The sequence below is a fragment of the Agromyces sp. Marseille-P2726 genome (assembly GCF_902809835.1).
Lineage (GTDB): Bacteria > Actinomycetota > Actinomycetes > Actinomycetales > Microbacteriaceae > Agromyces.
The window spans coordinates 258,639-282,792 of record NZ_CADDWM010000013.1 but is presented as its reverse complement, the minus strand read 5'-3'; the positions used below and the strand labels follow the sequence as shown (position 1 = coordinate 282,792).

General features: G+C 69.2%; 31 protein-coding genes. 18 read left to right on the top strand and 13 right to left on the bottom strand.

Annotated features, from left to right (window positions below):
• Positions 1-26 precede the first annotated feature (26 nt).
• The 4 genes from HUS56_RS09470 (at position 27) to HUS56_RS09455 (ending at position 2,259) form a co-directional block, all read left to right on the top strand.
• On the top strand, positions 27-422 hold the full coding sequence (locus HUS56_RS09470) for a lycopene cyclase domain-containing protein (protein ID WP_173923151.1): 396 nt from the start codon (positions 27-29) through the stop codon (positions 420-422).
• Complete coding sequence (locus HUS56_RS09465; protein WP_173923150.1) at positions 419-823, top strand: lycopene cyclase domain-containing protein; 405 nt, start codon at positions 419-421, stop codon at positions 821-823. The genes HUS56_RS09470 and HUS56_RS09465 overlap by 4 nt, the downstream gene beginning before the upstream one ends.
• A 4-nt stretch (positions 824-827) precedes the next feature.
• Complete coding sequence (locus HUS56_RS09460) at positions 828-1,721, top strand: prenyltransferase (RefSeq protein ID WP_254431380.1); 894 nt, start codon at positions 828-830, stop codon at positions 1,719-1,721.
• A gap of 217 nt (positions 1,722-1,938) precedes the next feature.
• The gene (locus HUS56_RS09455) at positions 1,939-2,259 is read left to right on the top strand and encodes a hypothetical protein (protein WP_173923149.1); all 321 of its coding nucleotides are present in this window, start codon (positions 1,939-1,941) and stop codon (positions 2,257-2,259) included.
• A gap of 122 nt (positions 2,260-2,381) precedes the next feature.
• Here HUS56_RS09455 and HUS56_RS09450 read toward each other — a convergent pair whose 3' ends face one another.
• The gene (locus HUS56_RS09450) at positions 2,382-2,963 is read right to left on the bottom strand and encodes a helix-turn-helix domain-containing protein (protein WP_217423971.1); all 582 of its coding nucleotides are present in this window, start codon (positions 2,961-2,963) and stop codon (positions 2,382-2,384) included.
• A 68-nt stretch (positions 2,964-3,031) separates the two neighbouring features.
• Here HUS56_RS09450 and HUS56_RS09445 point away from each other — a divergent pair, with 68 nt between their 5' ends.
• Positions 3,032-3,976, top strand: a complete 945-nt coding sequence (locus HUS56_RS09445) for an NAD(P)/FAD-dependent oxidoreductase (protein WP_173923148.1) — start codon at positions 3,032-3,034, stop codon at positions 3,974-3,976.
• Between the two features lie 32 nt (positions 3,977-4,008).
• Here HUS56_RS09445 and HUS56_RS09440 read toward each other — a convergent pair whose 3' ends face one another.
• Both HUS56_RS09440 and HUS56_RS09435 read right to left on the bottom strand, forming a co-directional pair.
• The gene (locus HUS56_RS09440; RefSeq protein WP_173923147.1) at positions 4,009-4,809 is read right to left on the bottom strand and encodes a DUF4239 domain-containing protein; all 801 of its coding nucleotides are present in this window, start codon (positions 4,807-4,809) and stop codon (positions 4,009-4,011) included.
• A 122-nt stretch (positions 4,810-4,931) separates the two neighbouring features.
• Complete coding sequence (locus HUS56_RS09435; protein WP_254431379.1) at positions 4,932-5,372, bottom strand: hypothetical protein; 441 nt, start codon at positions 5,370-5,372, stop codon at positions 4,932-4,934.
• Between the two features lie 66 nt (positions 5,373-5,438).
• Between HUS56_RS09435 and HUS56_RS09430 the strand changes: the two genes are divergently transcribed.
• From HUS56_RS09430 to HUS56_RS09415, 4 genes are all read left to right on the top strand, one after another.
• Entirely contained in the window at positions 5,439-5,654 is a 216-nt protein-coding gene (locus tag HUS56_RS09430) for a hypothetical protein (protein ID WP_173923146.1), read from the top strand.
• A gap of 71 nt (positions 5,655-5,725) precedes the next feature.
• On the top strand, positions 5,726-6,418 hold the full coding sequence (locus tag HUS56_RS09425) for a MerR family transcriptional regulator (protein ID WP_173923145.1): 693 nt from the start codon (positions 5,726-5,728) through the stop codon (positions 6,416-6,418).
• Positions 6,415-7,377: an NAD-dependent epimerase/dehydratase family protein gene (locus HUS56_RS09420; protein ID WP_173923144.1), complete on the top strand. Its 963-nt coding sequence runs from the start codon at positions 6,415-6,417 to the stop codon at positions 7,375-7,377. Before HUS56_RS09425 ends, HUS56_RS09420 begins: the two co-directional genes overlap by 4 nt.
• Before the next feature lie 90 nt (positions 7,378-7,467).
• Complete coding sequence (locus tag HUS56_RS09415; protein ID WP_173923143.1) at positions 7,468-7,686, top strand: DUF2188 domain-containing protein; 219 nt, start codon at positions 7,468-7,470, stop codon at positions 7,684-7,686.
• Positions 7,687-7,695: 9 nt separating this feature from the next.
• Here the strand turns inward: HUS56_RS09415 and HUS56_RS09410 are convergent, their stop codons facing one another.
• Together HUS56_RS09410 and HUS56_RS09405 are read right to left on the bottom strand one after the other, a co-directional pair.
• Positions 7,696-8,328 carry a GyrI-like domain-containing protein gene (locus HUS56_RS09410; RefSeq protein ID WP_173923142.1) on the bottom strand — a complete coding sequence of 211 codons (633 nt, stop codon included), beginning with the start codon at positions 8,326-8,328 and terminating at the stop codon, positions 7,696-7,698.
• Between the two features lie 123 nt (positions 8,329-8,451).
• Positions 8,452-9,795: a serine hydrolase gene (locus HUS56_RS09405; protein WP_254431378.1), complete on the bottom strand. Its 1,344-nt coding sequence runs from the start codon at positions 9,793-9,795 to the stop codon at positions 8,452-8,454.
• Between the two features lie 85 nt (positions 9,796-9,880).
• Between HUS56_RS09405 and HUS56_RS09400 the strand changes: the two genes are divergently transcribed.
• Entirely contained in the window at positions 9,881-10,306 is a 426-nt protein-coding gene (locus tag HUS56_RS09400; RefSeq protein WP_173923141.1) for a nuclear transport factor 2 family protein, read from the top strand.
• On the opposite strand, the gene HUS56_RS09395 is transcribed toward HUS56_RS09400, so the two are convergent.
• Both HUS56_RS09395 and HUS56_RS09390 read right to left on the bottom strand, forming a co-directional pair.
• Complete coding sequence (locus tag HUS56_RS09395; protein WP_254431377.1) at positions 10,194-10,973, bottom strand: VOC family protein; 780 nt, start codon at positions 10,971-10,973, stop codon at positions 10,194-10,196. The two genes, HUS56_RS09400 and HUS56_RS09395, sit on opposite strands and share 113 nt — an antisense overlap.
• A 108-nt stretch (positions 10,974-11,081) precedes the next feature.
• Positions 11,082-11,969: a hypothetical protein gene (locus HUS56_RS09390; RefSeq protein WP_173923140.1), complete on the bottom strand. Its 888-nt coding sequence runs from the start codon at positions 11,967-11,969 to the stop codon at positions 11,082-11,084.
• 172 nt (positions 11,970-12,141) lie between these two features.
• On the opposite strand from HUS56_RS09390, the gene HUS56_RS09385 reads away from it, so the two are divergent.
• Both HUS56_RS09385 and HUS56_RS09380 read left to right on the top strand, forming a co-directional pair.
• A complete protein-coding gene (locus tag HUS56_RS09385) occupies positions 12,142-12,801 on the top strand; it encodes a bifunctional 2-polyprenyl-6-hydroxyphenol methylase/3-demethylubiquinol 3-O-methyltransferase UbiG (protein WP_173923139.1) in 660 nt (219 codons plus the stop codon).
• A gap of 182 nt (positions 12,802-12,983) precedes the next feature.
• Positions 12,984-13,424, top strand: a complete 441-nt coding sequence (locus tag HUS56_RS09380) for a VOC family protein (protein WP_173923138.1) — start codon at positions 12,984-12,986, stop codon at positions 13,422-13,424.
• 22 nt (positions 13,425-13,446) lie between these two features.
• On the opposite strand, the gene HUS56_RS09375 is transcribed toward HUS56_RS09380, so the two are convergent.
• Positions 13,447-13,758 (bottom strand): EthD family reductase, encoded by a 312-nt coding sequence (locus tag HUS56_RS09375; protein WP_173923137.1) that lies wholly within the window; start codon positions 13,756-13,758, stop codon positions 13,447-13,449.
• A 203-nt stretch (positions 13,759-13,961) separates the two neighbouring features.
• The gene (locus HUS56_RS09370) at positions 13,962-16,610 is read right to left on the bottom strand and encodes an ATP-dependent Clp protease ATP-binding subunit (protein ID WP_173923136.1); all 2,649 of its coding nucleotides are present in this window, start codon (positions 16,608-16,610) and stop codon (positions 13,962-13,964) included.
• A 299-nt stretch (positions 16,611-16,909) separates the two neighbouring features.
• Between HUS56_RS09370 and HUS56_RS09365 the strand changes: the two genes are divergently transcribed.
• On the top strand, positions 16,910-17,803 hold the full coding sequence (locus tag HUS56_RS09365; RefSeq protein ID WP_217423970.1) for an AAA family ATPase: 894 nt from the start codon (positions 16,910-16,912) through the stop codon (positions 17,801-17,803).
• Positions 17,787-18,854, top strand: a complete 1,068-nt coding sequence (locus HUS56_RS09360) for an ATP-dependent endonuclease (protein WP_173923134.1) — start codon at positions 17,787-17,789, stop codon at positions 18,852-18,854. Before HUS56_RS09365 ends, HUS56_RS09360 begins: the two co-directional genes overlap by 17 nt.
• Here HUS56_RS09360 and HUS56_RS09355 read toward each other — a convergent pair.
• Positions 18,851-19,315, bottom strand: coding sequence for a hypothetical protein (locus HUS56_RS09355; protein ID WP_173922898.1), 465 nt, complete (start codon positions 19,313-19,315; stop codon positions 18,851-18,853). The genes HUS56_RS09360 and HUS56_RS09355 overlap by 4 nt on opposite strands.
• A 150-nt stretch (positions 19,316-19,465) precedes the next feature.
• Here HUS56_RS09355 and HUS56_RS09350 point away from each other — a divergent pair, with 150 nt between their 5' ends.
• Both HUS56_RS09350 and HUS56_RS09345 read left to right on the top strand, forming a co-directional pair.
• Positions 19,466-20,374: an alpha/beta fold hydrolase gene (locus HUS56_RS09350; RefSeq protein ID WP_173923133.1), complete on the top strand. Its 909-nt coding sequence runs from the start codon at positions 19,466-19,468 to the stop codon at positions 20,372-20,374.
• Positions 20,375-20,483: 109 nt separating this feature from the next.
• Positions 20,484-21,038, top strand: a complete 555-nt coding sequence (locus HUS56_RS09345) for a TetR/AcrR family transcriptional regulator (RefSeq protein ID WP_173923132.1) — start codon at positions 20,484-20,486, stop codon at positions 21,036-21,038.
• Between the two features lie 26 nt (positions 21,039-21,064).
• Here HUS56_RS09345 and HUS56_RS09340 read toward each other — a convergent pair whose 3' ends face one another.
• The 3 genes from HUS56_RS09340 to HUS56_RS09330 all read right to left on the bottom strand — a co-directional run bounded on the left by HUS56_RS09340 (position 21,065) and on the right by HUS56_RS09330 (position 23,014).
• Positions 21,065-21,649: a DUF6036 family nucleotidyltransferase gene (locus HUS56_RS09340; RefSeq protein WP_173923131.1), complete on the bottom strand. Its 585-nt coding sequence runs from the start codon at positions 21,647-21,649 to the stop codon at positions 21,065-21,067.
• Complete coding sequence (locus HUS56_RS09335; protein WP_217423969.1) at positions 21,646-22,224, bottom strand: helix-turn-helix domain-containing protein; 579 nt, start codon at positions 22,222-22,224, stop codon at positions 21,646-21,648. Before HUS56_RS09335 ends, HUS56_RS09340 begins: the two co-directional genes overlap by 4 nt.
• A gap of 100 nt (positions 22,225-22,324) precedes the next feature.
• Complete coding sequence (locus HUS56_RS09330) at positions 22,325-23,014, bottom strand: helix-turn-helix transcriptional regulator (protein WP_173923129.1); 690 nt, start codon at positions 23,012-23,014, stop codon at positions 22,325-22,327.
• A 63-nt stretch (positions 23,015-23,077) separates the two neighbouring features.
• On the opposite strand from HUS56_RS09330, the gene HUS56_RS09325 reads away from it, so the two are divergent.
• Positions 23,078-23,557: an OsmC family protein gene (locus HUS56_RS09325; protein WP_173923128.1), complete on the top strand. Its 480-nt coding sequence runs from the start codon at positions 23,078-23,080 to the stop codon at positions 23,555-23,557.
• Between the two features lie 8 nt (positions 23,558-23,565).
• Positions 23,566-24,018 carry a hypothetical protein gene (locus tag HUS56_RS09320; protein ID WP_173923127.1) on the top strand — a complete coding sequence of 151 codons (453 nt, stop codon included), beginning with the start codon at positions 23,566-23,568 and terminating at the stop codon, positions 24,016-24,018.
• Positions 24,019-24,154: the final 136 nt, after the last annotated feature.

Genomic DNA, 24,154 nt, shown 5'->3' with positions numbered 1-24,154 from the left:
GCCCTCGAGTTCGAGGAGCACCACGGATGACGGGGTTCACGTACCTCGGCGCGTTGCTCCTCGCGATCGCGTCGATGGCCCTCATCGACGCGCGATGGCGGCTCGCGTTCTGGCGCGCGCCCGGCGCGGCCGCCGCGGCCGTCGGCGCGGGCACGGTGCTGCTCCTCGTCTGGGACGCGGTGGGCATCGCGTTCGGCGTCTTCTTCCGCGGCGACTCCGAGTTCGCGACCGGCATCGTGCTCGCTCCCGAGCTCCCCGTCGAGGAGCCCGTGTTCCTCGTGTTCCTCTGCTACCTGACCCTGGTCGCGGTGCTCGGGGCCGAGCGCGTTCTCGCCTCGCGCGACGGGGCCGGGCGGTCGAACGACGTGCCGTCGAATGAGGCGACGGATGCCGCGAGCCGATCGCATCGGGGGCATCCGTGACCTACGCCCTCATCTGCGTGCCGTTCCTGGCTGTCGCCATCGTGATCGCGCTGCTCGCCACCCGGGGGATGACGGCTCGCGAGCGCCGTCGGCGCTGGCTGGCCACGGCCGTCGCCGGCGTGGTGCTGCTCGTGCTCACGGCCGTCTTCGACTCGTTCATGATCTGGGCGGGCCTCTTCGGCTATGCCGACGGAACGCGACTCGGACCCACGGTGGGCCTGGCTCCGATCGAGGACTTCGCGTATCCGATCGCGGCCGTCCTGCTCGTTCCGGCGGTCTGGAGCCTCGTGCTCCGTGCCCCCCGCACACGAGCGAGCGGGGCGCGGCGAGCAGGCGGTGCGCGGCGAGCAGGCGGTGCGCAGCGAGCGGGCCATGAGCGGCGGGCGCATCGTGGAGACTGAGACCGTGAGTCGCACCGTGCGGAACCCGGTTGCGCAGATCGTGCTGTCGTCGCGTCCGGTGAGCTGGATCAACACGGCGTTCCCCTTCGCCGCCGCCTACCTGCTCACGACCGGCAGCATCGACGCCCTGTTCGTGGTGGGCACGCTCTTCTTCCTCATCCCGTACAACCTGCTCATGTACGGCGTGAACGACGTGTTCGACTACGCGTCCGACCTGCGCAATCCCCGCAAGGGAGGCGCCGAGGGCGCCCTGCTCGAACCCCGGCTCCATCGGGTCGTGGTGTGGGCCGGTGTCGCGACGGCCATGCCGCTCGTGATCGCGATGCTCTGGCTCGGCGGCACGCGGCATCCGTGGTCGTGGCTCGTCCTGGCCATCAGCCTGTTCGCGGTGTTCGCCTACTCGGTGCCGGGGCTGCGCTTCAAGGAACGCCCGGTGCTCGACTCGATCACCTCGAGCACGCATTTCGTGAGCCCGGCCGTCTACGGCCTGGCGGTGGCGGGTGCCGAGCCGACGCCGCAGCTCATCGCGCTGCTCGCGGCGTTCTTCTGCTGGGGCATGGCGAGTCACGCGTTCGGTGCGGTGCAAGACGTCGTGCCCGACCGCGAGGCCGGCATCGCGTCGATCGCGACGGCGTTCGGTGCGCGGGCGACGGTGCGGATCGCGCTCGGCCTGTGGATCGCCGCCGGCCTGCTCATGCTGCTCACGGCATGGCCCGGCCCGCTCGCCGCGGTGCTCGTGGTCCCCTACCTCGCCGCGGCGTGGCCGTATCGCTCGGTGTCCGACGCCGAGTCGGGGCGCGCGAACGGCGGCTGGCGATGGTTCATCGTGCTGAACTACGGGGTCGGATTCCTCGTCACGATGCTGCTCATCTGGTGGGCCGTCCTGTCTTCGGGTTGAGGAGCGGCGCCGCCGCGTCTCGCTGCGGGTTGAGGAGCGGCGCAGCCGCGTCTCGTGTCTGCGGGTTGAGGAGCGGCGCAGCCGCGTCTCGTGTCTGCGGGTTGAGGAGCGGCGCAGCCGCGTCTCGTGTCTGCGGGTTGAGGAGCGGCGCAGCCGCGTCTCGAAACCCGGCCGTGCCGTCGCTCCGATGTCGGTGGGCCGTCGTACCTTCGGATTCATGGATGACCGCACCCGCGGTCGCGAGCGACTGGCCGGCGTCGCGAGCGACCTGACTGCGAGGCCCGACGTCGGCGTCGGCCGCATGTTCGGCTCAGAGGGATACTCCGTACGCGGCAAGCTGTTCGCGTTCGTCGCGAACGACGGACGGCTCGTGGTGAAGCTCCCGGCCGAGCGCATCGACGAGCGCGGGCTCGACAACATGGTCATGCACGGCCGTCCGATGCGTGAGTGGGCCGCCGTTCCGTATGAGCTGGGCGCCGACGAGTGGGGTGCGATCACCCGCGAGGCGCACGCGTTCGTCGACTCGATCACGCCCTGAGGGCTGCGGGTTGAGGAGCGGCGAAGCCGCGTCTCGAAACCCGGTCTTCGCGCGGGGGTTCGAGACGACGCTGCGCGCCTCCTCGACCGGCAGATCGCACCGTTTCCTGCGGCATCCGCCGCTCAGGCCGACCCGGCTTCGCGCAGGTGCACCCGCTCGCCCTGGGTGCTGAGCAGGTTGATGACCTCGGCCGGCTCGAGTGACGCCGACGCGCTGCCGTGCGGAATACGTGTGTCGAACTCGGCGGCCTCGCCCGGCCCGAGCACGATCTCGTCATCGCCGAGGGCGAGGCGCACGCGGCCGCTGAGCACGTAGATCCAGTCATAGCCCTCGTGGGCACCCTGCTCGACCGGCTTCTCGGGCGCGTGCCCGGGCAGCACGATCTTGTACGCGCGCACGTCGGGATTGCTGCGGGTCAGCGGGATGATGGCGCGACCCTCGCGGAAGAACGGCTTCGGGTGCACGCGCGGGTCGGCGATCTGCGGTGCACCGACGAGGTCGTCGAGGCTCGCCCGGTAGACGCCGGCGAGGCGGATCAGCAGGTCGAGCGTCGGGCGGCGCCCGCCCGATTCCAGTCGCGACAGGGTGCTCACCGAGATGCCGGTCGGCTCCGAGAGCTCGGCGAGCGTGAGTCCGCGCCGGGCGCGCAGGGCCCGCAGTCGCGGGGCGACGCCGTCGAGCACCATGTCGAGTTCGTCGGCCACGCCGCCTCCTTCTTGCGGTTTCGGCAAACCGGGTTGCCGTCGCGGCAGACTACTCGCAGGGTTGTGGCATGCACAACACCTCCTGGGACGTCATCATCATCGGCGGCGGCAGCGCCGGGCTCAGCGCGGCCCTGCAGCTCGGCCGCTCCCGGCGCCGCGTGCTCGTGCTCGACTCGGGAGCCCCGCGCAATCGCTTCGCGGCGCACATGCACGGCGTGCTCGGGCGCGACGGGTGGTCGCCGCTCGACCTGCTCGCCGCCGGCCGCGACGAGGTGGCCCGGTACGGGGTCGTCGTGGAGGTGGCGGATGTCACGAGCGCGTCCTTCGGCGACGACGGATTCCAGATCGTGGTCGACGGCACGCACCACATCGGGCGGCGGCTGCTCGTCGCCACCGGAGTCCGCGACGAGCTACCGGACGTTCCCGGACTCGCCGAGCAGTGGGGAACCGGCGCGGCCGTCTGCCCCTACTGCGACGGCTGGGAGGTGCGCGACCAGCGCATCGCCGTGCTCGCATCGGGCGAGATGAGCGTGCACCAGGCGCAGCTCCTTCGCCAGTTGTCGACCGACATCACCTACTTCGTCAACGGGTCCGACCTCTCGGACGAGGCGCGAGCGGGCCTGGTCGCGCGCGGCGTCGACGTGGAGCCGCGGCGCGTCGATCGAGTGCTCGCCGACGAGGACGGGCGGCTCAGCGGCATCCGTCTCGTCGATGGGGCGGAGGTGCCGATCGACGCGATCTTCCTGCATCCGCGCCCGGTGCCGAACGATGGCGTGCTCCGCTCGCTCGGCGCGACGACGACCGAGCTCGCCGGCGTCGACTGGGTCGCCGTCGACGAGAACGGCCGCACGAGCGTGGCCGGACTCTTCGCGGCGGGCAACGTCGTGTCGCCGCGCACCTCGGTGCCCATGGCGTCGGGGTCGGGCAACGCGGTCGGAGCGATGATCAACGCCGACCTCGTCGAGGAGGACGTGCGGCTCGCGGCCGCGGCATCCGGAGCATCTTTGGCCTGAGCCTGCGCTCAGCCCGCGATCACGCGCACCCCCTACTGGGTGGTGCCGATCCGATCGATGGTCTGCTCGATGACGCGTTCGAACGCGCCGGGTCCCACGGAGATCGCGCCCTGGTACGGATGGTCCATGTCGGCGGTGACGAACATCACGAGGCCGATGAACAACGAGAGCAGGCCGGCGATCAAGAGGTGCAGTCGAAGACTGCTCACGTAGATGAACGAGATGAGCACCGTGTTGATCGCGGCGCCGACCCAGATGACGACCCAGAACAATGGTGGGAGCTCGAGGGTGGTCGCGTCGATCCGTGCGCGTCGGCTCTCGATGAAGTCGTCGAACGTCGCGAGGAGCTGGATGTACTCGGCCTGCTCGGGCGCGGCCGTGGGTTCGTACTCGTGCAGCATCCGCTGCATGTCGTCGACGAGCACGGCACTGTGCTCGGGCAGGATCCCTTGCTCCTGGGAGGGGAAGTCCTGGTCGATGACGGTCTCGAGATACTCGCGGATCGCGCCGCGCAGTGGCGTGCCGACGGGCTCGGGCATTCCGCTGGTGCCGCGGTAGAGTGCCGTGACGTCCGCGGCCTCCTGCAGGGTCGAGGTGCGCGTGTCGGCGAAGTTCTCGTACACCGAGACCGCCACCAGCGCGAGCAGGATGCCGAAGAACACGCCGAACGCGCCGATCACGTGGGCGAGCGCCCGGTCCCACTCCTCGGGGTCGCTCACCAGCCGCCGAACGACGGGTCGCATGGCGTACACGACCAGGCAGGTTGCCAGGACGAATCCACCGACGAGCAGCGGCAGCGTGATCCACACGCTCGTGTCGTAGAACCAGTTCACGTGCCGCCCTCCCCCGGCGCGGCCTCCGACCGGCGATGGCCGGCCGTGCATCAGCCTAAGGATTCACCCCGGCTGCCGCATCCGTTTTCGGGTGCTGGTTCAGCGATGCTGGGTTCAGTGGCCTACCGGCCGAGAAGCCGGTTCAACCAACCTGGCCCGGCCACCACGACACCGTGCGGAAGTCGCGCCCGAAGGCCGCGGTCCGCGGTGACCACGAGCACGCCGGTCGAACCCGCTTCGGCGATTCGCTCGGCGACGGACACGACAGAGCTGTCGCCGTCCTTCGGGGCTCGGACGACGTCGACACCGTCGGGAGCGTCGACGTGCTTCGCCGCTCCCTCGACCACGGCGACGATCCGCTCGATGCGCACGCTTCCCTCGTCATCGGGAGCGGCCACGGTTCGCGACACGAGTCGGGGCATCGCCGCGAGCAGGCTGGTCGCCGCCCCGGCACGGTCGCGCCACCAACCGTCGGGTCGCGAACCCATGACGTTCGCCACGTCGACCACGAGGACGACGGGCGCGCCCCGCCCCTCGCTGCCGGGGGCGGCCATGTCGTCCATCGGGTCAGCGTACCCACAGCCTCGCTCGCGCGGTGGAATGTCGGTGGGTGCTGAGACACTCTCACTATGGAGGTCATCGAGCTGCGGCAGACGCGCCACCTGCAGGTGGGCGACACGCTCGTCAGCGCCTCCGGTCGTGAGTACGAGATCACCAAGGTCGCGCGGGTCGGCCGCGGCATCCGTGTGCACTACCTCAACGCCGACGGCGTCGCCGGCCGATTCACCGCCGCGCCCGACGCGATCAGTCGCGTGCGCGTCGGGCCGAGTTCGCAGGCCGCCTGACGAGCCCGGGTGCGGGCGCAGCTCAGGCGCCGCACTGGTACTCGTACTATCGATAGTGTTACTATCAGTGCGTGCGGATCTCCGAGCTGAGCCGACGCAGCGGCGCTCCCGTCTCGACCCTGAAGTACTTCCTCAGGGAGGGCCTGTTGCGCGAGGGCGAGCGACTGAGCGGCAACCAGACGTCGTACGACGACTCGCACGTGCAGCGCGTTCGACTCGTGCGCGCCCTGCTCGACACCGGCGGTCTCTCGATCGCCGCGGCGAAGCGGGTGCTCGCGACGCTCGACGACGAGAACAGCTCGCTCGCGCACACCTTCGAGGCCGCACAGCACGCGCTCGGCGTCGGCCGCGATGGCTCGTCGCGGGCCGCGGCATCCGAGGCAGCTCGCGAGCGGATCGCCCGAGTTGCGGCCCGCAACTCGTGGCACACGTCACCCGAGAACCCCGGGTTCGAGATCAGCGCGCGCGTGCTCGACGACCTGGCGGCAATCGGCTACGAGCCATCCGACGCCTATCTCGCGGCCTATGCCGCGGCGGCCGACACCATCGCCCACGCCGACCTCGGGGCCCTGCGCGATCGCGAGAGCGCAGACCTCATCGCCGAGCTCATGATCGTGGGCACCGTGCTCGGCGACGCCCTCATCGCCGGGCTCAGGCGTCTCGCCCAGGAGTCCGCGACCGAGGAACTGTTCCCGGTCGCCGAACCGCGCGCCGACGCCCGACCTTCCGGCGCCCGACAGCCACAGCGAAGGGACCCGAAATGACCCTCCATGCCGTACTGGGAAGCACCGGAGTCGTCGGCCGCGAGACCGTGACGGCGCTCCGAAACGCAGGGCAGACCGTTCGCACCGTCTCGCGCGCCGCCGCGGATCCGGAGCGACCCGGTGCCGAGCACCGCACCGCCGACCTCCGTGAGGCCGGCCCGGCGATGCACGCCGTCGAGGGCGCCGACGTCGCCTACCTGACGGTCGGACTGCCCTACTCGACGCGCGTCTGGCAGCGTGACTGGCCACGCGTCATCCGCAATGTCATCGACGCGTGCACCGCCTCGGGCACGCACCTCGTGTACTTCGACAACGTCTACGCCTACGGCGACCTGCACGGCCGGCCGATGACCGAGTCGACGCCCATCCGGCCGAGCAGCCGCAAGGGTCGAATCCGCGCCGGGCTGCTCCAGCTGCTCGCCGACGCCGAACGGGATCGCGGCCTCACGGTGACGATCGCCCGCAGCGCCGACTTCTACGGACCCGGCGCGTCGACGAGCGCGTTCAACATGTTCGCGATCGATCCGGTCGCGCGCGGCAAGCCGCCGACCTGGCTGTTCGATGCCGGGCAACCGCACTCCATGACCTACACGCCCGACATCGGCGCGGCGCTCGCCGTGCTCGGCACCGACGACCGCGCGAAGGGACGCACCTGGCACCTGCCGACGGCGGCCCCGGCGCTCACGGGTGAGGAGTACCTCGAGCTCGCGACCGGCGGCGGCGCGGGCCGCACCCGCACCATGTCGATGGCGATGATGCGGATCGGTGCGATCTTCGTGCCGGCCGCCCGCGAGAGCCTCGAGCTGGCCTACCAGTACATGGCTCCGTACGTGTTCGATTCCTCGGCGTTCGAGCGCACGTTCGGCCTTTCGCCGACGCCGTACGCCGAGGGCATCGCGACGACGCTCGAGCGCGCTCGCCACGATGCTCGGCTGTCGGATGCCGCGAGCCGCCGCTGAGGCCCTGCAGGTCAACCGGGTGCGGCGACTCGGCACGGCGGCGTATCGTCGCGAGCGGACCCGAGACGCAGCGAACGGAAGGCAGCGCACATGGCCGACAACGACGTGGAGACCCGATCGAACCGCGGACAGTGGGAGAACCGAGTCGAAGGCGCGCCCGGACTGTCGCAGAGCTACGCGAGCCGCGAGGAGGCGATCGACGCGGGTCGCGAACTGGCCGCGTCGCTCGGCTCGACGCACACCGTTCGCGAGAGCCCGCCGACGGGCGTCATCACCGACGAGGACCCCGCGTCGGGCAGCGATCGCTGAGCGGCGCGATCAGGCGGGTCGCACCGGCTGTCGCAGCACGGTGCGGAGCTTCTCGGGCGCGGTGCGGCGCGCGTCGTTCAGGTAGATCTCGTGATGGGCGCCGTTGAACGTGAGGCCGTGCTGCGGCATCCATTCGTGGTGAAGGCGGGCCAGGGTGGGAGCCTCGTCGTCGTATGAGCCGACGTGCAGGATCTGCGCGGAGGTCCCCTCGTGCAGCTCGTGGAGGCGCAGCAGCTCGAGCGCGGGGTTCTCGCCCTTGGCGCGCACGGCGGCCACCGCGTCGGCGACGAGCGGCTCGTCGATCCACTCGGGCTGCGCGATGAGGGCGGTCCAGCTCCAGGCGCTCTTCTCCCCCGTCGCGAACACGACGGGATCGTCGGCCCGCCAGAGCGCCTCGAGCGGCGCGACCACGAAGTCGCGACCGAGTTCCTTCTTGCTCCGGAACTTCAGGGTGTGCGCCACGCCGAAGAGCGCCTCCAGCGCGGCCGCATAGTCGCGCGACGTGTTCGGGTCGCCGTGCCCGTCGATCGCGAGGTACCGCATCGGCGGCACCTCGACGATGGTGAAGTCGCGGGCCGATGGCGCGTACAGCGCGCGGTGGGCGCGCTTGAGGTCGTACTTCTCGCTCGCTGGGGCCGCCATCACGTGAGACTACGGCAATCTGGCGATCTCGGCCCAGCGTGACGACCTTTTGCCGGGTGGAGGACGCGCGCAAACGGCCGTGAGCCGTCAAAGGGTCGTCACGGCGGGTGAACCGGCGCACGCTCAGCCGAGCGCGGCGATGGCGTCCTCCACGAGCTGCACGATCGACGCGTCGGCATTCTCGGCCGGCGTGAACCCCATGCGCACGACGACGAGACCTTCGGACGGCACCACGAGCATCTTCTGCCCGTCGTGTCCGCTGGCGTCGAAGGTGTCCTCGGGGAGCTCGGGCCAGCGCAGGTTGCCGTCGGGGAGCAGGTTGCCGCGCCAGCCCATGCCGTAGCCGGGCACGTCGGTCGGCTCGATGTCGGGCAGGATCTCGACGGAACGGTCCATCCAGTCGGCGGGCAGCAGCTGCTCGCCGCGCCACTCGCCGTCCTGCAGGGCGAACTGCCCGATCGCGGCCCAGTCACGCGGAGTCGCCCACAGGTACGACGAGCAGACCGGCGTGCCCGCGGCATCCGGTTCGAACGTGGCCGACGTGAGCCCGAGCGGCTCGAGCAGCAGCTGCCGGGGCAGGTCGGCGCCGAGACCGGTGCGCTCGGCGAGCACGGAGCAGAGCAGGTTCGTGTTGCCGCTCGAGTACTCCTGCGCCGTGCCGGGCTCATGCTCGAGCGGGAGGCTCGCGACGTAGGAACCCATGTCCTCCTCGAGGTAGAGCATCCGCGTGATCGGCGTGCCGAGGTCGTACGTCTCGTCCCATTCCAGGCCGCTCGTCATGCGCAGCAGCTGCTCGACGGTGATGTCGGCGCGATCATCGGTCCACTCGGGACGCAGGTGATCATCGTCGAGCGACACGACACCCTGCTCGACGAGCACGCCGGTCAGCAGGTTGGCGACGCTCTTCGACATCGACCAGCCGAGCTGGGGTGTCTCGGCGTCGAAGCCATCGGCGTATCGTTCGGCGACGAGCTCGCCGTCTTCGAGGATCACGACCGCGCGCGTGCCGAGGTTCTCGGCACGTCCTTCGGGCAGGTTGTCGCCGAAGGCGCCCGCCATCGCCGCCTGGAGGGCGGGGTTCGGTGATGGCGGGGGTGCGTCGGTGAGCGGGTTGGCTCCGGCTTCGATGACGGATGCCGCGCCGAGGTCGGGACGCTCACGGGCGAGCGTGCACCCGAACCCCTCGGTGAACCACGCCCGCTGGCGCGCGAGCGCCCCGAGCAGGCTCGCGGTCGTCGGATCGCCCGCACCATCGACCCGGAGGTAGGGCACGAGCGGGTTCGACGGCAGATCGGACGCGGGGTCGTCGCGCCCGGCGACCTCGGTGACGGCGCACGCATTGTGGGCGGCGTATCCGGTTCCGGTGAGCAGGATCGGCTGCTGCTGCAGGTACACGCCGGTGAACGCCGCGATGAGCACGAGGACGAGGACGGCGACGACGGCGATCGTCCGGCGGAGAGTGCGCACCAGCGGATGGTAGCAGCGCCCCCCGGGCATCGACCGCGGCAAGGTTGCGATTGTGGCCGACGCCGTCCCGCGGCATCCTGAACGCATGAGTGACCGTGAGGAGTTCCTGGCCTGGGTCGAGAGCGATCTCGTCGAGGCCGAGCGTGCGATGTTCGACGGCGACGACGGCCCGCGCCGCGAGATCTGGGCGCAGGCCGAGCCCGTGAGCGTGCTCGGCGCCTGGCGGAACGCGGTGGGCCGAGCCGAGCTCGTGGAGGCGTTCGAGGTGCTCGTCACAAGCTTCTCGGAGTGCACCGACTATGCGTTCGAGCTCATCTCGTTCGACGTCGTCGGCGACCTCGCGTACACCGTGGGCTACGAACGCGTCTCGGCGTCGATCGACGGCGAGCCGCGCACGTTCACGTTGCGCGCCACGCAGGTGTACCGGCGCGACGACGGCGCGTGGCGCGTCGTGCACCGGCACGCCGACACGATCGCGGGCCCGGCGGCCGGCGGCACCCCGCCCGTGTAACTGCACTCCGCTGGTCGAGGAGCGCCCCCGAGGGCGACGCGTATCGAGACCACTCGAACCCATCAGGATCGGTGAACGTCCCGCCATCCGAGTTGATCCGGATCCGGTGGGAGCCGCTGCCCTCGGGCGGGACACCCGCAGCCTTGGCGAGCGCGCGCCGCTTGTACAGGCCGAGGCCGATGGGGCTCGAGGGGGTCGCGAAGTCGACGTAGCTGCCGAAGCCCTTCGCGACGGCGAGGCCACGCTGGCCGTAGAACTTCTTGCTCGCGCCGACGTCTTCGGCCGCCAGCAGCACCACGATGTCGTCGAAGTCGCGGGATGCCTCGGCGGTGTCCTTCTTCGACGAGGTCGCCAGCTGCCAGATGGCGCCGTCGGGCGCCTGCACGACGCCTCCGGCACCCCAGAGGGACTTCTCGACAGGCTTCACGACGGAGGCACCGGCGGCGACGGCCGCGTCGAACAGCGCCCGCACGTTGGCCGGTTGCGAGGTGACGAGCGACACGGTGTAGCCCCGGAATCCGGAGCTCGGGGCATCCGTCGCCACCGTTCGCACCCGTGAGTCGAGCCCGAACGCCTCGGAGTAGAACCGCTGCGCAGCCTCGGGGTCGTCTGCCTCGAGGGTGATGGAGTCGATGGACGTGATGGTCTTCAGGTCGCTTGCGTTCATGACCCCCACGCTATTGACGTGCGCCGACGCCCGCTTCTCGATTCCTGCTCGATGCCTGCTCGATGTGGTCGAGCGATCAGCCTCGGCCACCAGTCCGGGAGCGCCGTCTCACCACTCGGCGAAGTTGCCGTCGCCGCAGGGCGGGCTCATGCTCCAGTTCGGCGTCGCGCGCACGTACTGACGGCAGATCGCGCCGCCCAGGTAGACGGCGCCGTACTTGCTCTCGTTCTCCTCGAGCTCGATCGACATGACGACGAACGGGTCGTCGCCCTCGTCGGGGACGGACTGGTGGTGTTCGACATTCCCGTCCCAAACCGTCATCTTCAGCCGCACGTTGCAGATCGACCCGCTGAAATCGGGAACGAGGTGAACGACCAGCGGAAACTCCTCGTCGCGAGCGAGGGTGATCGTGCGGTCGGGGAAGTAGTTCTTCTTCGTGCCGCTTGCATCGGCCTGGTAGGCATCGGAGGAGCCTTCGCCGACATCGATATGCACGATGTCGGAATCGACGCCGGCGCCACGGCCGGGCACCATCCGCACCAGCGTGCCGCCGGGGATCGGGACGCACTCCTCCGAAGATGTCAGGTCGGTGACGCGAACCGTGCCGGCACGGTTGCCCTTCAGGTACAGCGTGAACGTGCGCGTCCCAGCGACGGTGGCCTGCTTCTGGTCCTGGAGCCACGCGACCTGCTCCTCCACGGGCAGGTCGGCGAGCCTGGCGAGTTCGTCGGCCGACAGCGTCGCATTCGACGAGAGGACCACGTCCTCCACGGGGTTCTCGGCGTCGATCCGGACCTTGACGGGATCGCCCTGAATGATCACCAGATCGTGGAGCAATCCGAAGCCCTGAGTGACGGTTCCGGCCAGGACCGTCGCGAGCGCCGCCGCCGCCACGCCTCCGGCCCACACACCGGCTCGGCGCCAGACCGGGGGTCGCGGGTTCGTCCTCCCGCCGGTGTCGTTCGGCTGCTCGCGCTCGCCTCGTCCTGCTGACATGGCCTGCACCTCACGGTTCCGCCTCGATGCTAGACCTGAGGAGTTCTCGTGTTCTCCGTGGCAGCCCTGAACCTTGCGAGCGCCGAGCCCATTGCCGAAACGGCAATCGAGTGTGCGGATGGCGCGCGGCATCCGTACCGTCGTCATCGACCGGCGGAAAGGAAGCACCTCGATGGCTCATCACGAACACCGGCCCAGCGAAACGGATGCCGCTTCCACGGATCTGTTCGAGCCACCGGCGTGGGACGAGCGGTACTCGGGCGAGGAGACGGTGTGGAGCGGCAAGCCGAATCCGCAGCTCGTGGCGGAGGCATCCCGGCTGAGACCTGGCACGGCGCTCGACGTCGGATGCGGCGAGGGTGGCGACGTGATCTGGCTGGCCCGCCACGGCTGGCGGGTGACGGGTGCCGACTTCTCCGCCAACGGTCTCGCCCGGGCAGCCCGCAACGCGGAAGCGGCGGGGGTCGCCGATCGCACCGAATGGTGGCAGGTCGACGCGCGTACCTTCGCCGCCGAGGGGCGTTCGTACGACCTCGTGACGACGCACTTCCTGCATCCGCCCGGCGGCGGAATGGTCGATGTGACCCGCCGACTGGCCTCGGCCGTCGCGCCGGGCGGCCATCTCCTCGTGGTCGGCCACGCGCCCTCGGAGGCGTTCTCGCATCTCGCCGCGAGCCGTCACAACGCGCTGTTCCTCGCCGCGGAGCTGTTGCCCGCCCTACCCGACGACTTCGAGGCGCTCGTGATCGAGCAGCGTCCGCGCACGGTGGTTCGCGACGGCACAACGGTCGAGATCGAGGACTCGACGCTGCTCGCCCGTCGGGTTCAGTGAGCGCCTCCTCGCGGTCGGCGAGCTGCAGTTCCGTTCTCGAGGTCGCGGTACTTCGGCACTTCGGCACTTCGGCACTCCATGCCGCGACGCGAACTTCTCCGGCGCGGGCGCCGGCTCGCGGGTCGCGAATGTCGCCGGGGCGGCGTACCGTGTGCGGCATCCGTGACCAGGGAGGAATCACCATGGCGAACCTCGTCGTGCACTTCGAGATCCACGCATCCGAGCCGCAGCGGCTCGTCGACTTCTACAGCGAGCTGCTCGGCTGGAAGTTCACGCAGTACGGCGACACCTATTGGGTGATCGAAACGGGCGAGGGCGCCATCGACAATGCCGGCCAACCGGGCATGGGCATCAACGGAGGGCTCACCAAGCGCGAGGGCCCCGCGCCCGAGGTCGGTGCGCCAGTGAACGGTTGCAACATCGTGATCGGAGTCGACGACGTCGACGGCCTGATGCGGCGAGGCATCGAACTGGGCGCCACCGAGGCGCTTCCCGCTACTGACTGGCCTGGAATCGGCCGGGGCGGGTACCTGCTCGACCCCGACCACAACGTCTTCGGCCTCATTTCGCCGGTACTCTCCGACGGCACGACCGCGATGGGCATGGAGACCGAGCCAGCGTAGTCAGGCCGAGCCGTCGTCGCGATCAGCGAGCGGCGGTCACATTCCAGTAATCGACCTCAGGGGTCGACTGGGTGAAATTCGGGATGTCGCCGAGGATCTCGTCGCCGTGTTCGGCCAACGTCTGTCCGATCGCATCCGGGGAGTCGAGCCAGACGTACGCAACAGCGGCGTATTCGGCGGGCGCCGATTCCGGAGTCTGGGTCGGTGTTTGCACCTCCAGGCGCAGGCAGCGGTCGCCGAGCAACTCGACGAAGCGCGGCACGTGCTTCGACACGTAGTACTCGTGATCGAACGGCTCGTCGGTCGTGCGGTACATCACGCGTGCGCAGTACATGTTCCCCCCAAGAACTGCATCATTGGGAGCCACCTTGCTCCCGCGGCGCAGTCTTCCACGATTCCGGCCGGGCCGCGAGCGGCCAGGTATCTGATGGCCTGCACGACGAACGCCCGGTCCTCGTGTTGGGACCGGGCGTTCGGTTGGTAGTGCGTCTCGATACGCGTCGCCGGCGGCGGCGCTACTCGACGACCCGAGCGGGGTTACGCCGCGAGCACGGCGCGGGGCACGGGGGCCACCGCGAACTCGCCGTCGGCGGCATCCACGGTCACGCCCTCGCCGTCGCCGAGCTGGCCGGTGACGAAGAGGTCGGCGATGCGGTCGTCGATCTCGCGCTGGATCAGGCGGCGCAGCGGGCGGGCACCGTACTCGGGCTCGTAGCCGCGCTCCGCGAGGAGCGCCACCGCGGCATCCGTCACCTCGATGGTGACCTCACGCGCCGCGAGCCGCTTCTCGGTCGCAGCCAGCATCAGGCGCACGATCTGCGCGAGCTCGTCCTGCGTGAGCTTCTGGAACAGCACGATCTCGTCGATGCGGTTCAGGAACTCGGGCCGCATGGCCTCGCGCACCTTGCCCATGACGCGCTGGCGCACGTCCTCCTGCGACGAGAAACCAGAGCCATCAGCGGATGCCACGAAGCCGAGCGCACCCGACCGCGACGCCAGGAACTCCGAACCGAGGTTCGAGGTCATCACGACCACCGTGTTGCGGAAGTCGACCGTGCGACCCTGGCCGTCGGTGAGACGTCCGTCGTCGAGCACCTGCAGCAGCAGGTTGAACACGTCGGGGTGCGCCTTCTCGATCTCGTCGAACAGCACGATCGAGTACGGGTTGCGCCGCACGCGCTCGGTGAGCTGTCCGGCCTCGTCGTAGCCGACGTAGCCGGGAGGAGCTCCGACGAGTCGCGACACGGTGTGCCGCTCGCCGAACTCGCTCATGTCGAAGCGGATGATCGCGCCCTCGTCGTCGAACAGCCGGTCGGCCAGCGCACGCGCCAGCTCGGTCTTGCCGACGCCGGTCGGTCCGAGGAACAGGAACGATCCCACCGGACGCTTCGCGTCGCCCATGCCCGTGCGGTTGCGGCGCACGGCGCGCGCGACGGCGGTGACGGCGTCGTCCTGTCCGATGACGCGCTCGTGCAGCTCGCCCTCGAGGTCGGCCAGGCGCTCGCGCTCGCTCTCGGTGAGGCGGTTCACCGGGATGCCGGTCGCCCGCGAGATCACGGCGGCGATCTGCGCCTCGTCGATGACGTTGGTCGAGTAGGCAGCGTCAGCGGCCGTATCGAGACCCACACCCTCACCGTCTCGAGACGCGTCGCTTCGCGGCGCTCCTCGACCCACGGTGGCGGTCGCCTCATCGAGCTTCGCCTGCACCTTCGAGATCTCGTCGCGGATGCGCGACGCCTCCTCGTAGTGCTCGGCCGTGACCGCAGCGTTCTTGTCGGCCTCGAGCGTCGCGAGACGCTCGATGAGCTCCGACACGTCGACCTTCACGCCGAGCTTCAGGCGCAGTCGCGCGCCGGCCTGGTCGATCAGGTCGATCGCCTTGTCGGGCAGAACGCGGTCGGTGAGGTAGCGCGCACTCAGTTCGACGGACGCCCGCAGCGCGGCATCCGTGTACTCGACACCGTGGTGCTCCTCATACGCGGGCTTCAGGCCGTGCAGGATCAGCACCGAGTCCTCGATCGAGGGCTCGCCAACCCGAACGGGCTGGAACCGGCGCTCGAGCGCGGCATCCTTCTCGATCTGGCGGTACTCGTTGAGCGTGGTCGCACCGACGAGGTGCAGCTCACCGCGCGCGAGGCGCGGCTTCAGGATGTTGCCCGCGTCCATGCCTTCGCCGCCGCCACTACCGCCCGCGCCGACGACGGTGTGCACCTCGTCGACGAAGATGATGAGCTCGCCCTTGTGGTCGGCGATCTCCTCCATGGTCTTGGTGAGGCGCTCCTCGAAGTCGCCGCGGTAGCGCGTGCCGGCCAGCATGCCGGGCAGGTCGAGGGCGATGACGCGCTTGCCGAGCAGTGCCTCGGGCACCGACTCCTCGACGATCGCGCGGGCCAGTCCCTCGACGATCGCGGTCTTGCCGACGCCGGCCTCGCCGACCAGCACGGGGTTGTTCTTCGTGCGGCGGCTCAGGATCTCGATCGTCTGCTCGATCTCGTCGGCGCGCCCGATCACGGGGTCGAGGTCACCCTCGCGGGCCATCTCGGTGAGATCGGTGCCGAACTTGTCGAGCATCGGCGTGCTCGTGGGTTGAGTAGCGCTCGACGAAGTCGACCGCGTATCGAAACCCTCGTCACCCTCGCCAATGACGCTCTCACGCACCTGCTGCGTCAGCGCCTCAGCGGTGACGCCGGCGCGTGCCAGCACCTGGCCGGCGGGGGCATCCTGCCCCAGCACGAGGGCGAAGAAGAGGTGCTCAGGATCGATGTACGTCGAGCCGCTCGAGCGCGCCACCTGGTACGCGTGGAACAGCGCGCGGGACGCGCTCGGCGTGATCGTGGCCGCGTTGACGGCTTCCCGCCGATTGAGCTCGTCGAAATCAAGGGCCGCGGGCAGACGCGCCTCGGTCGCCGTGATGATGCGCTCGGGGTCGACCCCGATGCGCTGAATAGCCTGCCGGACCGCCTCGTCTTCGACGATGACGCGCAGGATGTGCAGCGCGTCGAGCTCGGTCTGGCCGCGCTCGAGCGCGAAGCGCCCTGCCTGCTGCAGGATGCTCTGGGTGCGGGCGGTCAGGAAGCGGCTGAGGTCGATCGACCGCGCCTGCCGCGCCTGCTCACCCGCGAGGTATCGGGCGAGGAACTCGTCGAACGAGCTCGCGCCTGCCTCGGGGTTGAAGTTGTCGGGCACCTAGGTCCTCCTGGGGGAACTTGAGTTGGGTACGCTCAAGTTTAACGCGAGGACGGCCGCAATATTCCTCGCTGCACCGGGGGACGGCTGGGACGACGAAGCGCGGCCTCGGCCCGGTCCCTAGCAAGACGACGTCTATCCGAACTCCCGGATGGCTCGACAGTCGCGGAAGGGCGACGTCGAACTGGCTAGGCAAGTCATCGGCATACCGACGGCAGCGACTGGCGTTTCGTATGCCAGCCCTAGTATCTGGAGTACGAGATCGGACCGGAGGGAATAGTCCAGTGAAGCTTCGTGCGGTGACGATTCAGCGGTTTCGGAACTTTGTCGAACCGCAATGCATTGAGATTGAGGATGACGTCACCGCACTGGTCGGGAAGAACGAGTCGGGTAAGACGACAATTCTCAAGGCGCTCCACAGATTGAACCCGGCGAACGGAGACGCCCGGACGTTCGACGTCATCACCGAGTACCCGCGCTGGAGGCTCATCGCCGACCAGCGGAAAGACGATCTCGAGAAGGTGCGCCCTGTCGTCGCAGAATTCGCCGTCGAGGACGCAGACATCGATGCTCTTCGCGAGGCGTTGCCCGCGCCGCTTCCGGCCGATGTCGTGATACGCGTTTCGCGCAGCTACGACAACAAGTACTACGTCACCCCCGAAGCGCCCCTCGAAGCGGTGATCCGACAGGCCGGAACCACTGCCTCCGTCGATGAGGACGACATTGATGAACTGGTGGGGTCGGCGACTATCGATGACGCCATCGCGCGGGCGAAGCAGCTTGCCAAATCGCTCAAGGAGTCGGCCCCTCCTCGTGCAAAGTCCTTGTCATCGTTCCCCGCTGTCGCGGAAAAGCACCGGTACCTGCTCACGGGAGAGTTGGAGCAGGAAGCCTCGAACGCTCTCGCCGCGCGAGTTCCGAAATTCTTCTACTTCTCGAACTACAGCCTGCTTCCCGGCGAGACCGACCTGACAGAACTGGCAAGCAAGGCGGGGCGTTCCGACGCACTGTCGGAGGAAGAGCGAACAGTACTATCTCTGCTGAGCCACGCTCAGGTCGAGCCGGAGGACTTCCTCGACACGAATTACGACAGCCGTAAGGCTCAACTTCAGGCCGCAGGCTCAGACTTTGAGCCGAGAGGTGTTCAAGTATTGGAAGGCCAATACAGACCTTGCGGTGGTCTTCGGCGATGACAACGTGCAGGTCGACACGCTGCCCAACGGGAATGTCGTGAACCACCGCATTCTCAAGATTGAGCTTCGCGACGCCCGCCACGGGGATGTCGAAACGAACTTCTCGACACGATCGACCGGTTTCCAGTGGTTCTTCTCGTTCTTCGCAGCGTTCAGCGCCCATCAGCACAGCGACGATCCTGTAATCGTACTTCTGGACGAACCCGGCACGAGCCTGCACGGAGAGGCTCAAAAAGACTTCATCAACTTCATCTTCAACGAACTCGGAGCCTCCAAGCAGACGATCTACACGACGCACTCGCAGTTCATGGTCGACCCCGCGGCCTACGAGAAACTGCGTGCCGTGCACGACCGTGCCACAAGGGAGGATCAGGGGGCCGGTGTCGAAGTCACGCCAGTCAACCTCAAGGCCGACCGCGCGACAGTCCTGCCCGTTGAATCCGCGCTGGGCTATACAATCAGCCAGCATCTGTTCCTAGGTGGGGGTCAGCACTTGCTCGTCGAAGGCAGTTCGGACTTTGTCTACCTCATGCGAATGAGCGCGCACCTCGCTTCCATTGGGAAGACCTCGCTCGACTCCCGCTTGTCTATTATTCCCGTCGGCGGTGTTACGAACATGCCGGCATTCGTCGCGCTGATGGGTCGCCGTCTTGAGGTGTCGGTCCTGGTTGACGGCGAGAAGACCGCTTCCGTACTGGATCGGACTAAAGCTGCCGCGCGCGCAAATGGCGTTTCCGAGACGCGCATCGTCGCGGTGTCCGACGTTGCCAAAGCGCTGCCGAACAGTTCGGATATCGAGGATCTCTTTGCGCTTAGCGACTATCTGCGGCTGTACAATTTGACGTTCTCCAAGAACCTCGCCGAGGCAGATCTCGCTGAAACGCACGGGCGGATAATAGGCCGGATCGAAGAGGTCGAGGGCAAGTTCAACCACGCACTCCCGGCGCACATGCTGACTTCGCGACAAGAGGAGTTCTTCACGTCGGTCAAGGCTGAATCCGTGAAGCACTTCGAGAAGCTGTTCGAGTTGCTCAACGCGACTCTTGCCTAATCTTCGGCAATGACCCGGTCCAGCTCGACCCGAGCCGGTCGGCGAGCTTGTCGACGAAGAAGCGGTCGTGCGAGACCACGATCACCGCGCCGGGCAAATGCGTGAGCGCGCGCTCCATCAACTTGGGTCGAGTTGATGTCGAAGTGGTTGGTGGGCTCGTCGAGCACGATCACGGCTGCGCCCGAGAACAGGCATGGGGCGATCGCGACGCGGGCGCTGGCCGCCAGAGGGGGTGCCGACTTCTGCTGCAGGTCGGCCCCCGAGGACTGCAGCATCGACAGGAACCGGTTCACGCGCTTCTTCGTCGCCGTGAACGCCAGCGAATCCGGGTAGGCGTTCACCGCGTGGCCGACGGTGTCATCGAGGTCCAGTTCGGCGCAATCCCGGTTGTACGAGACGGACCTGACGCCCTTCGCCCAACGGATGGTCCCGGCATCCGCTTCGGTCTGACCGGTCAGCACGTCGAGCAGCGTCGACTTGCCCGACCGCGCGAGCCGAGCACCATGATCCGGTCGCCGCGATGCAGGTCGAACGGAAACCCCGCAACTCCGAATCGCAGGGTGTGGCAGGCGCGCGCTAACGTAGTAATCCGCATCGACGAAGGAGTCGTCATGCGTGCACCTGAACCTCGTCCCCAACCGATCGCCGCACCGGCGGATCTCGCACGGCCGCTGCCCGAGGCATCCGGGTTCGAACACCTCATCGTCGAGACCCCGGGCCTGCGCACCCACCTCGCCACCATCGGCGACGGTGAGCCCGTCGTCATGCTCCACGGCTTCCCGCTGCATTGGTGGCAGTGGCACCAGGTCGCGCCGCTGATCGCCGAGCAGGGCTACCGCGTGATCTGTCCCGACCTTCGCGGTGCCGGCTGGACCGAAGCCGACGACCCCGGCATCGAGCGCGAGACGCGACTGCATGACCTGCTCGCCCTCTTCGATGCGCTCGGCGTCGAACGTGCGCACCTCGTCAGTCACGATATGGGGGCGATCACCGCGATGCAGCTCGCCTACGCCCACCCCGAGCGCGTGGGGAGGGCGGTTCAGCTCTCGGTGCCGCCCGGATTCATCTCGTTCAGCCCCAGGCTCGTCGCCGCCTTCCGGCACATGCCGAAGCTGCTCTGGCATCGCCCCGGCAGCTCGCTCCGCGGTGTGTGGGCCGATCAGTACAACGCGAGACGGACGCCGGAGGAGGAGATCGACGCGCACCTCGCGCCCATGCAGCGGCCCGCCATCGACCAGGCGGTCCGTGCGCTCTACCGAGGCATGGTGATCCCCGAGTCGATGCGGCTGAGCCGTGGTGTGTACAAGCGGATGCGCCTGACCGTCCCGACGCTCTTCGCGTTCGGCCGGGTCAACACCAGGTTCGACGAGGAGCTCATCCGCCGCCTCTGCGCGAACCCCGAGCGATTCGCCGACGACGTCGAGTTCGCGTTCGTCGACGACGGGGGCAAGCTCCTCCCCGCCGAAGCACCCGAGGCGGTCGCGAACCTCACGCTCGATTGGATCCGGCGAGCCGACTGAGACGGCCCGCCGACAGCGACCCGGTCTGCGAATGCCACGGCGAGCGGATGCCACGGCGTCACGCGCGCCCGTGCGAGACTCATCGACGTACGCGACGTGAAAGGCGCCGATGGCTGCAGCAACCAGGGAGCGAGCCCTCGAGGCGGCGGTCGAGGTCCTCGGCACCGACGGCGTGCGTGCACTCAGTCATGCGCGCGTCGATCAACGGGCCGGACTGCCCGCCGGGTCGACGTCGAACTGGTTCCGCACCCGGCGGGCCCTGCTGGCCGGCATCATCGACTGGATGGCCGAACTCGAGCGAGCCGACTTCACGCCCGAGCTGCTCGAGCAGCCGACGCCCGACTCGATCGCCGAGGGACTCTGCGCCGTGCTGCTCGTGCAGACCGGCCCGGCCGCGACCCGCACCCGGGCGCGCTACGCACTCTTCGTCGAACTCGCCGCCGACCCCGAACTCCTCGAACCACTGCGCCGCCAGCGTCGCGAGTTCGAACAGTGGACCGACCGGCTCATCGCCGCAGCCGGCATCCCCGACCCCGTGCCGGCCGCACGCGCCCTCATGGCGCTGAGCGACGGGCTGGCCCTGCACCGACTCACGGTCGACCCCGAACTCGACGTCCGCCCCGCGGTCGAGCGTGCCGTGCGCGCGCTCGCGGCGACGGCCTGAGCGACGCTGCCAGCGAGACCCGGCGACTAGTTCGCGGACCCGAGATCGGCCGGCGGCGGCACGTCGGGAGGCACGAGCGGCCCGCCAGTAAGGATGCGCTCGACCATGAGCCACGCACGGTCGGTCAGCGAGTCGCCCGGGAAGAACTCGCTGAACAACGCGTCGGCCGCCTCGACGGAGTCGATGCCGCACACGGCCAGAAGCTGCCGAATGTCGTCGGTGTCGCGGCCGGGGCGGCTCGCCTTCAGCTTCATCGCCAGCAGGGCATCGGCCGGGGCGACCTCGATCGTCACGAGGTCGTCGTGGTGGATCGGTTCCCAGCGGATGTCACGACCCCACCACGGCGCAAGCTGGGCAGCCTTGAAGTTCAGCCAGTCGAGCTGCCACCCCCGGCGTTCCGCCACGCGTTCGGCGGCGGCCAGGACCGAGCCCTCGTCGCCCGGGCTCACCTGAACCGCGTCGATGTCGACCGTCGTGCGGCGATCGAAGTGACGCAGCGCCAACGCTCCGCCTCCGACGATGCGCAGGCCGACCGGCTCGCCGGCGGCGTGCAGTTCTGCGACGAGTTCGCGCAGCCCGTCGATGAGGTCGTCTCGGTCGAGGAGGATCACACGCTCTCCAGGGAGTCGCGCCAGAGGAGCACGCCGTGGTCGAGGAATTCGGCCGGAACGTCAGCGGGCGGCGGCACCGGGTCGGCCGGGTCGACGATCAGGGGCCGGGCGCGCTCGAGGTGCCGGGTCGACGCGCTCGTCCAAGATGGGCTCGGTACGCCCTCCTGATTGAGCCGGTACTCGACGAGCGCCGCGATCGCGGCATCCCACGTCTTCGAACCGGTCAGTTCGGGCTCGGTGACGGCGAGGATGCCGCGGAGCAGCCCGCGCTCAGCCACCAGATGGTCGTTCATCTGGATGAAGAACCGGAACGCCAGCGCCCGGTCATCGCGCCCGAGCGCGTAGCGGATCTCTGCTGCGATCGTCGCGACGTCGTCGCGCGTGGTCGCCGCGGCGTAGAGCCGGTGCCCTGCCCCCGCGAGGAGGCGGCTCGCCGTGTCGAAGCGCGGATCTTCGTGCGCATTCTCGGCGACGGCGACCCGGCTCTGCGGCAGCCCGGCGCGTCGTGCGAGCTCGCGCTGGGTCAGACGGCGCGATCGGCGCGCCGAACGGACCAGCGTGGCGATGTCAGTCACTACGACTCCTATGCTCCGGTAAACCATATCATAAGCGGAGCAGACTGCACCGCGGCGCCGGTGTGTTCGCAAGCGGAAGCCCTCAGCGCGGCAGCGCGATTCAGCGCGCCACGGGCAGCGCGTCCGCGGGCACGCCCCACTCCTTCGGCAGGGCAGTGCGGCCCGCCCGGGTGATGCGCACGGCCCGCGGCACTTCGCGTTCGATCCACTGCTGCGCGAGGAAGTGCGCGGCCACGGCCGAACCCAGCGACCCCGCCAGGTGCGGTCGCCGTTCCGTCCAATCCGCGCACGCGCGGGTGAGCCGTCGCCGTCCCGAGCGCAGCGCGGCGAGGTCGATGCCGCGCTCGGCGAGGGCGGTCTCGCCGCGGGCAGTGAGTGCGAGGTCGCCCCCGAGCCATCCGGCATCGCTCATCGAGTCGGTCACCGCGACGCCCAGTCGACCGGCCAGGTGGTCGTAGCAGAATCGGGCGTCCGCGAGTCGACGCGCGTCCCTCGCCCGGTAGTACGTGAGGTCCTCGGTGGGCGGGCATAGCAGGCCGAGTTGCTCGAGCGCGGCGGCGATGCCGCCGTCGGCGATGCGGTACAGGCGTCGACGGCCGTTCGTCTCCACGACGAGGATGCCGGCCTCGACGAGCACCGCCAGGTGCTCGCTCGCGGTCGAGGCACTCACGGCGGCGACGGACGCCAGTTCGCCCGCCGGGCGGGACGAACCGTCCATAAGGATGTTGACGATGTCCGAGCGGGCCGGCGCCGACAGCGCGCGCCCGATCGTGGTGAAGTCCCGCGGCATGCCTCGACGGTACTCGGGAACACTTCGGCGCGTGCCGAAACGTTCCTGCGTAGCGTCGCATCCATGAGACACGACCACCTCACCAACCTCGCCTGGTCGGGGTCGACCGGCGCGGGCTACCGCGCCTACGACCGCGCCCACACGGTCTACGCCACGCCGGCCGAGGCGTCGCTGCACCTCAGCGCCGATGCGCGCTTCCGCGGCGACGACGCACGGCTCAACCCCGAGCAGTTGCTCGTCGCGGCCGCCAGCTCGTGCCAGCTGCTGTCGTTCCTCGCCGTCGCGGCGGCAGCCGGCATCGACATCCGCAGCTATGAAGACCGCGCGATCGGCACGATGGACCTTACCGACAGCCCCGCTCGCGTGGGCCGTATCGTCCTGTCGCCGATCATCGGCGTTCCCGCGGGCACCGATCGCGAGGCGGTGCTCCACGCTCTCGAGACGGCACACGAGCGATGCTTCATCGCGAACTCGCTCACCTCCGAGATCACGATCGACGCGACGGTGACCGAGACGGTGACCGAGACGGTGACCGAACGATGAGGGCGGCGATGCAGGATGTCTCGGTCGAGCTCGATCCGCGCACGGGCTCGCTCGCCGACTTCGCCGAGATCCTCGGCGCCGCGGGCATCAGTCTGGAGGGCGGCGGAGTCTTCTCGGCGGGCGGCGTCGCGGTCGCCCACTTCCTCGTCGCCGGTGCCGAGGGCGCACGCATCGCGCTCGAGGCGGCGGGCATCCGGCCCGTCGCCATCAGCGACGTGGTCATGCTTCGACTCGATCAGGGCCGCCCCGGGCAACTGGGGGCATTCGCCCGGCGGCTGGCCGCCGCCGGCATCGACATCCGCGTACAGTACAGCGACCACGACAACCGGCTCGTGCTCATCGTCGATCCTCAGCGGGAGGCGGAGGCGGCGGGCATCGCTGCACAGTGGGACGCCGACCGGCGGGAGCCCTATGCCGACGCGCGCGACGGGGCCGACCCGCGGGCGGTTGGAGACGGGTGAACCGCCGTCTCCGGCGACCTCGCGGCGCCGCAGTCCGCCTCCTCCTCCTCCGGATGTCCATTCGGCCGCCCCTCGATCGTTCATCCCATGACAGGCCGCACCGCGCGGCCGGACAACGGAGCGAACGATGGCCACC

Bases quoted from the DNA above. Each gene is read 5' to 3' on its own strand.
- HUS56_RS09470 (WP_173923151.1), top strand. From the start codon at position 27: ATGACGGGGTTCACGTACCTCGGCGCGTTGCTCCTCGCGATCGCGTCG.
- HUS56_RS09455 (WP_173923149.1), top strand. From the start codon at position 1,939: ATGGATGACCGCACCCGCGGTCGCGAGCGACTGGCCGGCGTCGCGAGC.
- HUS56_RS09445 (WP_173923148.1), top strand. From the start codon at position 3,032: ATGCACAACACCTCCTGGGACGTCATCATCATCGGCGGCGGCAGCGCC.
- HUS56_RS09435 (WP_254431379.1), bottom strand. From the start codon at position 5,372: ATGGACGACATGGCCGCCCCCGGCAGCGAGGGGCGGGGCGCGCCCGTC.
- HUS56_RS09430 (WP_173923146.1), top strand. From the start codon at position 5,439: ATGGAGGTCATCGAGCTGCGGCAGACGCGCCACCTGCAGGTGGGCGAC.
- HUS56_RS09420 (WP_173923144.1), top strand. From the start codon at position 6,415: ATGACCCTCCATGCCGTACTGGGAAGCACCGGAGTCGTCGGCCGCGAG.
- HUS56_RS09415 (WP_173923143.1), top strand. From the start codon at position 7,468: ATGGCCGACAACGACGTGGAGACCCGATCGAACCGCGGACAGTGGGAG.
- HUS56_RS09410 (WP_173923142.1), bottom strand. From the start codon at position 8,328: ATGGCGGCCCCAGCGAGCGAGAAGTACGACCTCAAGCGCGCCCACCGC.
- HUS56_RS09400 (WP_173923141.1), top strand. From the start codon at position 9,881: ATGAGTGACCGTGAGGAGTTCCTGGCCTGGGTCGAGAGCGATCTCGTC.
- HUS56_RS09395 (WP_254431377.1), bottom strand. From the start codon at position 10,973: ATGAACGCAAGCGACCTGAAGACCATCACGTCCATCGACTCCATCACC.
- HUS56_RS09390 (WP_173923140.1), bottom strand. From the start codon at position 11,969: ATGTCAGCAGGACGAGGCGAGCGCGAGCAGCCGAACGACACCGGCGGG.
- HUS56_RS09385 (WP_173923139.1), top strand. From the start codon at position 12,142: ATGGCTCATCACGAACACCGGCCCAGCGAAACGGATGCCGCTTCCACG.
- HUS56_RS09380 (WP_173923138.1), top strand. From the start codon at position 12,984: ATGGCGAACCTCGTCGTGCACTTCGAGATCCACGCATCCGAGCCGCAG.
- HUS56_RS09375 (WP_173923137.1), bottom strand. From the start codon at position 13,758: ATGTACTGCGCACGCGTGATGTACCGCACGACCGACGAGCCGTTCGAT.
- HUS56_RS09350 (WP_173923133.1), top strand. From the start codon at position 19,466: ATGCGTGCACCTGAACCTCGTCCCCAACCGATCGCCGCACCGGCGGAT.
- HUS56_RS09345 (WP_173923132.1), top strand. From the start codon at position 20,484: ATGGCTGCAGCAACCAGGGAGCGAGCCCTCGAGGCGGCGGTCGAGGTC.
- HUS56_RS09330 (WP_173923129.1), bottom strand. From the start codon at position 23,014: ATGCCGCGGGACTTCACCACGATCGGGCGCGCGCTGTCGGCGCCGGCC.
- HUS56_RS09325 (WP_173923128.1), top strand. From the start codon at position 23,078: ATGAGACACGACCACCTCACCAACCTCGCCTGGTCGGGGTCGACCGGC.
- HUS56_RS09320 (WP_173923127.1), top strand. From the start codon at position 23,566: ATGCAGGATGTCTCGGTCGAGCTCGATCCGCGCACGGGCTCGCTCGCC.